This is a genomic window from Microcoleus sp. Z1_A1, assembly GCF_036700305.1.
Classification (GTDB): domain Bacteria; phylum Cyanobacteriota; class Cyanobacteriia; order Cyanobacteriales; family Microcoleaceae; genus Microcoleus.
Window position 1 is genome coordinate 29,544 of record NZ_JAUBOR010000048.1, and the last position, 7,504, is coordinate 37,047.

The 7,504-nt window shown below is 47.0% G+C and carries 8 protein-coding genes; 3 read left to right on the forward strand and 5 right to left on the reverse strand.

The features are described 5' to 3' along the window. Window positions 1-73 precede the first annotated feature (73 nt). From QT973_RS23005 to cobU, 3 genes are all read right to left on the reverse strand, one after another. Window positions 74-2,143, reverse strand: coding sequence for an AarF/ABC1/UbiB kinase family protein (locus QT973_RS23005; protein WP_333055381.1), 2,070 nt, complete (start codon window positions 2,141-2,143; stop codon window positions 74-76). A 77-nt stretch (window positions 2,144-2,220) separates the two neighbouring features. Continuing rightward, complete coding sequence (locus QT973_RS23010) at window positions 2,221-2,643, reverse strand: hypothetical protein (protein ID WP_333055383.1); 423 nt, start codon at window positions 2,641-2,643, stop codon at window positions 2,221-2,223. 276 nt (window positions 2,644-2,919) lie between these two features. After that, on the reverse strand, window positions 2,920-3,495 hold the full coding sequence (gene cobU / locus QT973_RS23015) for a bifunctional adenosylcobinamide kinase/adenosylcobinamide-phosphate guanylyltransferase (protein ID WP_333055385.1): 576 nt from the start codon (window positions 3,493-3,495) through the stop codon (window positions 2,920-2,922). 309 nt (window positions 3,496-3,804) lie between these two features. Between cobU and QT973_RS23020 the strand changes: the two genes are divergently transcribed. Beyond that, complete coding sequence (locus QT973_RS23020; RefSeq protein ID WP_333392240.1) at window positions 3,805-4,776, forward strand: glycosyltransferase family 2 protein; 972 nt, start codon at window positions 3,805-3,807, stop codon at window positions 4,774-4,776. Here the strand turns inward: QT973_RS23020 and QT973_RS23025 are convergent. Beyond that, window positions 4,773-4,991 (reverse strand): hypothetical protein, encoded by a 219-nt coding sequence (locus tag QT973_RS23025; protein ID WP_333055490.1) that lies wholly within the window; start codon window positions 4,989-4,991, stop codon window positions 4,773-4,775. The two genes, QT973_RS23020 and QT973_RS23025, sit on opposite strands and share 4 nt — an antisense overlap. On the opposite strand from QT973_RS23025, the gene QT973_RS23030 reads away from it, so the two are divergent. Then, a complete protein-coding gene (locus QT973_RS23030; RefSeq protein WP_333055487.1) occupies window positions 4,918-5,835 on the forward strand; it encodes a glycosyltransferase family 2 protein in 918 nt (305 codons plus the stop codon). The two genes, QT973_RS23025 and QT973_RS23030, sit on opposite strands and share 74 nt — an antisense overlap. 67 nt (window positions 5,836-5,902) lie before the next feature. On the opposite strand, the gene QT973_RS23035 is transcribed toward QT973_RS23030, so the two are convergent. Next, window positions 5,903-6,697, reverse strand: a complete 795-nt coding sequence (locus QT973_RS23035; RefSeq protein WP_333055388.1) for a cation diffusion facilitator family transporter — start codon at window positions 6,695-6,697, stop codon at window positions 5,903-5,905. Between the two features lie 55 nt (window positions 6,698-6,752). Here QT973_RS23035 and hpsU point away from each other — a divergent pair, with 55 nt between their 5' ends. Then, window positions 6,753-7,430, forward strand: a complete 678-nt coding sequence (gene hpsU / locus QT973_RS23040; RefSeq protein ID WP_333392243.1) for a hormogonium polysaccharide biosynthesis acetyltransferase HpsU — start codon at window positions 6,753-6,755, stop codon at window positions 7,428-7,430. Window positions 7,431-7,504 lie beyond the last annotated feature (74 nt).

Below are 7,504 nucleotides of genomic sequence, written 5' to 3' on the forward strand. Positions count from 1 at the left end.
TCTCGTTTCTATTGTAGATATTGGTGAACCCGCCCCTACAGGAATTATGGTCAATTCGCCTGACATGATATAACTACTTCGCCGCAGGTAAAGACAACTGAGGCGAAGTTTTAGGGTAGCTTCCATTCACGGGAATCGCATCCGGTTCCTGCGAAAGCAAAAACTCGCGAATAACCCTAGCAACTGCTCTTTGAGCTAAACCGCCGACTACTTTCTGCCCCATATTCTGCACTTGGGGTTTCACCAATAACTGCGGAAGAAGCTGCAATACTTTCATCCCGTCAAAACCGGGAGTTGATTGCAAAATATCCCAAATCCGTTTGATGTGTTGTAGGTTTTTTTGTTCAGTTGGTGAAACCACAGGTTGATTTGCCTTGACTCCAAACCATTCGCCGACGACTGCTTTGGCGTTAGCAAAGGCGTTGCTGGAAAGTGTGTCGAGACTTTTGACTAATTCGAGGACAATACGATCGCGAATGAAATCTCCTCTTTCGGAAAATAAATATTCTAATGCTTGGTTCAAGATTTTGCTGACATCGTAATCCTCGCTCTCGCGGGCATTGTTGAGCAAGTTTTCTAAGCGGTTCCAGCGGAATTCGCCTTGTTTGAACAGCAAATCTTGCAGGGATGCTCTCAATTCCGGTGCGGGGTCGCTCAACAGCCGTTTTGCAACGTAAGGATAGGCTTTGCTCAACACTTTGAATTCTGGATCGACATTAATGGCAATCCCTTCTAACGTGACGAGCGATCGAATAATCAAAGCATAGTAAGCTGGAACCCGGAAAGGATATTCGTACATCACCGCCGAAAGTTCGTCAGTAATGCTTTTGAAATTGAGTTCGGCAACGCTAGCACCCAAAGCATTGTTAAATACCCCCGCCAAAGCTGGAATAATTGGCGTTAAATCCGTATCTGGCGTTAAAAACTCCAACTTGACATAATCTTTTGCTAAACCTTCAAAGTCGCGGTTCACCAAATGCACCACAGCTTCCAACAAGCCGTATCGCTGATAAGGTTTAACTTCGCTCATCATCCCGAAATCGAGATAAGCTAATTGACCGTCAGGAGTTGCCAAAAGATTGCCGGGATGCGGATCGGCGTGAAAGAAACCGTGTTCTAGAAGTTGTCTGAGAGAGCACTGCACCCCCACTTCAATTAAGTAAGGAGCGTCGATTCCTTGAGCTTTAACGGCCTCTAAATTCGTAAGTTTGATGCCGGTGATCCACTCCATTGTTAAGACGCGGCGGCGGGTATATTCCCAGTAGATGCTGGGAACATAAATGTCTTTGATGTGGCCGTATAGTTGGGCAAACCGTTCGGCATTTTGACCTTCGTGGGTGTAGTCCATTTCTTCGTAAATGCGCTCGCCCAACTCGTCCATAATTGCTGCGAGGTCACTGCGAATTATTTTGAAGGTGTTTTGCGCCCAAACTGCAACGCGCCGCAGGATGTAAATATCTAAGCCGATGTTTTCGGCTAAACCCGGTCGCTGGACTTTGATTGCGACTGTTTCTCCGGTTTTGAGTTTGCCTTTGTAGACTTGTCCGAGAGATGCTGCTGCGATCGGATCGGGGCTGATTTCTGCGTAGATGTCTTTGGGGTGGGCGCCCAATTCTTCTTGGATGAATTGATATGCTACTTCGTTGGGAAATGCTGGCAATTGGTCTTGCAGCGTTGTTAGTTCTTCTAAATATACTGGCGGTACTAAGTCGGGGCGTGTTGAGAGTGCTTGTCCGATTTTGATGAAAGCTGGGCCGAGTTGACCCAGAATTTCTCGCAGTCGGACGGCGCGGCGCTTTTCGTTGGTGGCGGTACGACCTGTTTTGCCGTCGAACCACACACTGAAGGCAAAGCTAAAAAATGTCCAAACAACGCTCGACAGCCTTCCCCAGACTTGTAGAGGTCGATTTCGGTACTGGGCTGCGATCGCCACTGGATCGTACCGAACAGCATCTCCGGCTAACTCGAAAGCTATGTCTCTGGCTGATTTGAGCCGATCGTCCGTTACGTGCTCCGTCTCTAGTGATACTGGTACTGCTTGCAGGGGAATTGTATTTGCATCTTGGAGATTGCTTAGTACAGCCTGAGTCCCTGAATTTACATAAGTTGGCGGGGAGGCTGGCGATACTGTCTTGACATTCATAAATCAGACCTAGTGTGAAGCATTGTAAATATATTGTAACAATTTAAGGAAGAAGACCCTTCTTCCTTCTTATATACTTACTCGCCGCTGGATCTTTGGAGTCGATCGCGAATGCCTGATAGTTGCGATTGGCTGCTGACGGGCGATCGAGGTTGGGGCATTTCGGTATCGGGCCAGTTCGGTAAGTCGTTACAGGGACAGAACTCCGGGGGCATTCCGGTTTGTTTGAACACTACGGGCATAGCGCAGCGCGCGCAGGGACTGATTTCCCAAGCTGGCGTCAGCAGTTGGGCAATTGTTTCGTTTGTGCCTTCGAGGTAACAGTCTCCGCTGTCGCGGGAGATGATTTTTTGCCAGCAGTCTTCAAATTCCTGGCTGTAGCGATCGCCCGCATTTACCGATTTGGGCTCCAGCGCTTCGGAACCGTTGCGAATTAATACTTTTTTGCCTAACTGAAACCAGTAAGCAATATATTTTCTTACTTCACTATCTGATGCCATAACTTTTAGTCAACCCTTCAACTAATTGATTATTTTAGACTTTGAATTTGAAATCACCACTCTTTCTTAAGAGACATTTTATCTTTTACATAATTTCAAAATTCGGCTATTCCTCATGTCTAATTGTTGGGCTTCCCCCCTAGGGATTAGGTTTTTTTACTAATTTATATGACTCTTGATTTTTCAATCTTAGTTAAAATCATAGCTGATTTTTAGTTAAAATTGTCGTTCGGGAAACCGATATTTTTTCTCTCTTGTCGATCGCGACTCTGGCTGTTAATTTTTCGCTACAGGCGGCAGTGGCGTACCCAAAGCGGTGAGATTCAAGGCGTAACCTCCGGTGGCGAGATAAACAGTATCGGCGATCGCCCCGATGTGGCGCACGAGAGTGCCGAGGCGATCGCGAAACAGCCGCCCCGCCGGATAAGCAGGCACAACACCCCATCCGGTTTCTTCCCCTACCAAAATTACATCAGCCGCCGCCGACTTCAAACAGGCGAGCAAATCTTGCTGCGTAGTCGCCCAAACAGCCGCTTCTTGTTCCAAAAGATTCGCCGTCCAAGTTCCCAGAGAATCAATCAACAAGCAATCTGAGGGCTTGCTGGCTTGCACAACTGCTGACAAGTCGATCGGCACTTCTAGAGTTTTCCAATCAACCCGACGGCGATTTCGGTGCTGTTCGAGGCGACGAATCCACTCCAAATCAGCTTCATCAACCTGACCGGTAGCCACATAAATTACTTGTTTTCCCGAACCCGCCGCCAGAGTTTCGGCCCATTCACTTTTGCCACTTCGGGCCGGCCCAGTTACTAAGATTAATTGTCTAGATGTGGTGGGTTCTGAGTTACTCATTAGTCAGTCGATTTTAGATTTTAGATTTTAGATTTTAGATTTACTCCACAACAAATGATTTTGGGAGATTGAAGTTTGGTTAAAATTTTTGGGCTGCTCGCGACTAATGTTGCGGGCTTGTCTCCCTTCTTTGGGCGGGGTAACATACAAAGGATTAAACATAATTCCCAATTGCCAATTCCCAATTAGCAATTACCAATTATGATTTAAACGGCTAACTACCAAATGCTTTTTAAGCGATAATAGCATTGATGAGACAAGATCAGAGTAAGTCGATCGAGAACCCCCGTATTTCCCAAGCTGTTATTTATGCCAGATCGTCCTCAGATATCAGCGATTATTTGCACCCACAATCGCGCCGCCTATTTAGGTGGGGCGATCGACAGCTTGCTGGTACAGGATTTTCCCGACAACTTTGAAGTAGTAGTAGTGGATAACGCTTCTAGCGATTATGCAAGCCCCGAAAGTTCGACTTCGCGCACCCGCGAGGTGGTAGAAGCAAGACAGGGCGATCGGCGCCTCAAGTACGTCTGGGAGCCGGAAATCGGTCTGTCAGTAGCCCGGAACACCGGCGCAAAGGAAGCTGGCAGTGAAATATTAGCTTATCTCGACGACGACGCTATTGCTGAGCCCAATTGGCTCAGGGTGCTGCACGCGGCTTATCAAAGCAATCAAAAACTCGCCGTAGCTGGTGGCAAAGTAAATTTGCTCTGGCCTTCGGGAGTCAGCCCGCCCGAATGGCTGTCACCGGGATTGGCCCAGAACTTGGGAGAATACGATTTAGGCAATACTTGTCTGTACGTGACTGCTGCCGGTTTGACTCCCAGGGGGGTAAACTACTCAATCCGGCGCGCTTTTCTCGAACAAATTGGCGGCTTCGATGTCAAACTCGGTAGAGTCGGCAAAAAGTTGCTGTCAAATGAAGAGTTGCGGGCCACAGAATTAGCTTTAGAGTTAGGTTGGCAAGTAGTTTATCTACCGGAGGCCCTGGTGCTTCACCATGTCGCGACAGAAAGGCTCAACAAAGCTTGGTTTCTAGAGCGCGGGTGGTGGCAAGGCATCAGCGAGTGTTATCGCGAACAATTGTCCGATCGAGCCGGTATTGCTCAGCTTGGGTGGGGGGGTGAAAGAATCTTGAGGGGTGTCTGGAAGTCTTTTAAATATATTAGAGATCCAGGGCTGCGCTTTGAAAATTTCGTTTTTGCCTGGGGTCAAATCGGTTATTTGATCGCAGCCATCCGCGGCCTGATTTTTGCACCGAAATCGACCAGCAGGCATTAGGCTATAGGCAATATCCCTCGCTGCTCAAGTCGTCGGCCCTGCTGTGCCGATCGCACTTCATCCACAAAAAACTCGACCGCATTCAGGTTCAAGCACTCGATTATGACATCTAGTTCATCCAAGATTCCGGTTTCAGTTCTCATTCCGGCAAAAGACGAAGAACTTAATCTACCAGCGTGTCTGGCCAGCATTGCTAGGGCGGATGAAGTTTTCATGGTTGATTCCCAAAGCAGCGATCGCACCGTAGAAATTGCCATCAGCACCGGCGCCAAAGTAGTGCAATTCTACTTCGACAACCGCTGGCCGAAAAAGAAAAATTGGTCATTGGACAATCTGCCCTTTCGCAACGAATGGGTATTAATTGTCGATTGCGACGAGCGCATTCCCCCGGAACTTTGGGACGAAATCGCGCAGGCGATCGAAGACCCCAATTTTGACGGCTACTACCTCAACCGCAAAGTCTTCTTTTTAGGTCAGTGGCTGCGTTACGGCGGCCGATATCCCGACTGGAATTTGCGTTTGTTCAAGCATCAAAAAGGACGTTACGAAAATCTCGGCACTGAATCCGTCCCCAATACTGGCGACAACGAAGTTCACGAACACGTAATTTTAGCCGGTCAAGTCGGCTACTTAAAAAATGACATGATCCACGAGGATTATCGCGATTTATTTCACTGGATAGAACGGCATAACCGCTATTCTAATTGGGAAGCTCGCGTTTATTACAATATTATTGAAGGCCGCGACGACAGCGGCACTATTGGCGCTCACCTATTTGGAGATGCAGTGCAGCGGAAGCGATTTCTCAAAAAAGTTTGGGTGCGGCTGCCTTTTAAACCAATGCTCAGATTTATTTTATTTTACTTCATTCAGCTCGGCTTTTTGGATGGCAAAGCTGGCTATATTTATGCAAGGTTATTGAGTCAATATGAGTATCAAATTAATGCAAAACTTTACGAGTTGCGTTGTTGTGGCGGTCAGTTAAATGTGGCAGAACCTGAGCCTACTCTGTCGCCGCCAGTAGTTATCACTCAGGAGACCGAAGTTAAATTGCCTTAATATTTTGGAAGCATGGGGGAATTGGGAATTAGGAAAGCCAGCCCATAGCGAGTGGCTTGAGACATTTTCATTTAATAAGTTCTTCGAGGGATGGAAAAAGCAATTTTTCTGCGCTCACTTTTTCGCAATCACAAGGCTGTTGACTGGCGGATATTGCTGATACTTTTCCCAGCAGCAATTGGATGCTTTCTATTAGCAATGGTAGAGTTAATAAAATAATTGATGCAGAGACTAGCAAGCTAATTAAGCCGTCAGCCCAATTCCAGTGCAGCCACGCTACGGCGATCGCAGCTAAAATTACTCCAACCGATGAAAAAATGTCGGCGACTGCGTGCAGAAAGGCGCTTTTGAGATTTAAGTCACCGTGACAGCAGGAATGCAAGCAACAAGCATTGATCGAGTTGATGCTTAAACCGACTATGGCGGTAATTAACATCGGGAGTCCTTCTACTTCGGGTGTTGGGGACTGCAAACGGGCGATCGACTCTGCGGCAATCCAAAGGGCGATCGCTACTAAACTGATACTATTAATTAAAGCAGCAATGATTTCTCCTCGTTCAGGAATTGGCGATTGTGCGATCGCACAATCCACCGATTTACTTCTTTTTCGTGACGAGTACCAAGTCGCTGTCAAAGTTATTGCTAAAGCTGCTACATCTGAAAAAACGTGACCCGCATCTGCTAATAGGGACAAACTATGAGAATTAAGTGCGGCGATTAACTCTGCTACAAAAAAGCTGCTAAGCAGTACCAATGCTGTTTGTAAAAGTCGCACTTTGCCAATTCTGGGATTTGTCTTCTCGCATTGTGCGATATCCTTGGCGTTTTTCGAGTCAAAATTGTCCCTAACTAGAAATGTCATGCAGCAGTCCTTAAGGTTAAACTCGATTTTAAATTAAACATTAAATTAACTATCAATGACCGATTATATACCAAATCCCCACCAAGATCCGGAAAATTCGACCGCAAATTCCCCAAATCCTGAAATAAACGATCGTCCAATTAGCGACAATCACGCAAATACTTTGACAGGCGAATCTTTGGTTGATTTGCGGCTGTACGACCAATCAAAGTTTGATCGAGGAAAGCCTACTTGGCTAATTTTAGTTTGGTGGTTGGTGCAGGCGATCGCCTTTCCTCTCACTCCACACCCTTTTAATCGCATCAGAAGCGGCTTGCTGCGGTTATTTGGAGCGAAAATAGGTCGGGGTGTGATCATTCGTCCCACGGCTCGTTTTACCTATCCTTGGAAAATTGCCATCGGCGATTACAGTTGGATCGGAGATGATGTTGTATTGTACAGTCTGGATCGAATTGCGATCGGCAAACACTGCGTCATTTCTCAAAAAAGCTACCTCTGCACCGGCACTCATGACCCTCAAGACCCCGCCTTTGGCTTAATAACAGCACCTGCGATCATTAATAACGGCGTTTGGATTGCCGCCGACTGCTTCATTGGCCCTGGTGTCGAAATCGGTGCTAACGCTTTAATCGGAGCTCGCAGCAGCGTCTTTAAAAATATGCCTGCAGGCTTTATTTGCACAGGAACACCTTGTCGTCCCCGCTGTCAGCGAGAAATTAACCAAAGTTCGTAAGGATCGCGAATTAAATAACTTACAATTTTAATTGTTATTGTGGGATGGGCGTCCCGCCCGTCCACTCATGACGG

What these genes read in the sequence shown, in the direction of transcription:
- cobU (WP_333055385.1), bottom strand. Translation starts at nt 3,495, where the DNA reads ATGAGTAACTCAGAACCCACCACATCTAGACAATTAATCTTAGTAACT.
- hpsU (WP_333392243.1), top strand. Translation starts at nt 6,753, where the DNA reads ATGACCGATTATATACCAAATCCCCACCAAGATCCGGAAAATTCGACC.
- QT973_RS23025 (WP_333055490.1), bottom strand. Translation starts at nt 4,991, where the DNA reads ATGAAAACTTCATCCGCCCTAGCAATGCTGGCCAGACACGCTGGTAGA.
- QT973_RS23020 (WP_333392240.1), top strand. Translation starts at nt 3,805, where the DNA reads ATGCCAGATCGTCCTCAGATATCAGCGATTATTTGCACCCACAATCGC.
- QT973_RS23010 (WP_333055383.1), bottom strand. Translation starts at nt 2,643, where the DNA reads ATGGCATCAGATAGTGAAGTAAGAAAATATATTGCTTACTGGTTTCAG.
- QT973_RS23005 (WP_333055381.1), bottom strand. Translation starts at nt 2,143, where the DNA reads ATGAATGTCAAGACAGTATCGCCAGCCTCCCCGCCAACTTATGTAAAT.
- QT973_RS23035 (WP_333055388.1), bottom strand. Translation starts at nt 6,697, where the DNA reads ATGACATTTCTAGTTAGGGACAATTTTGACTCGAAAAACGCCAAGGAT.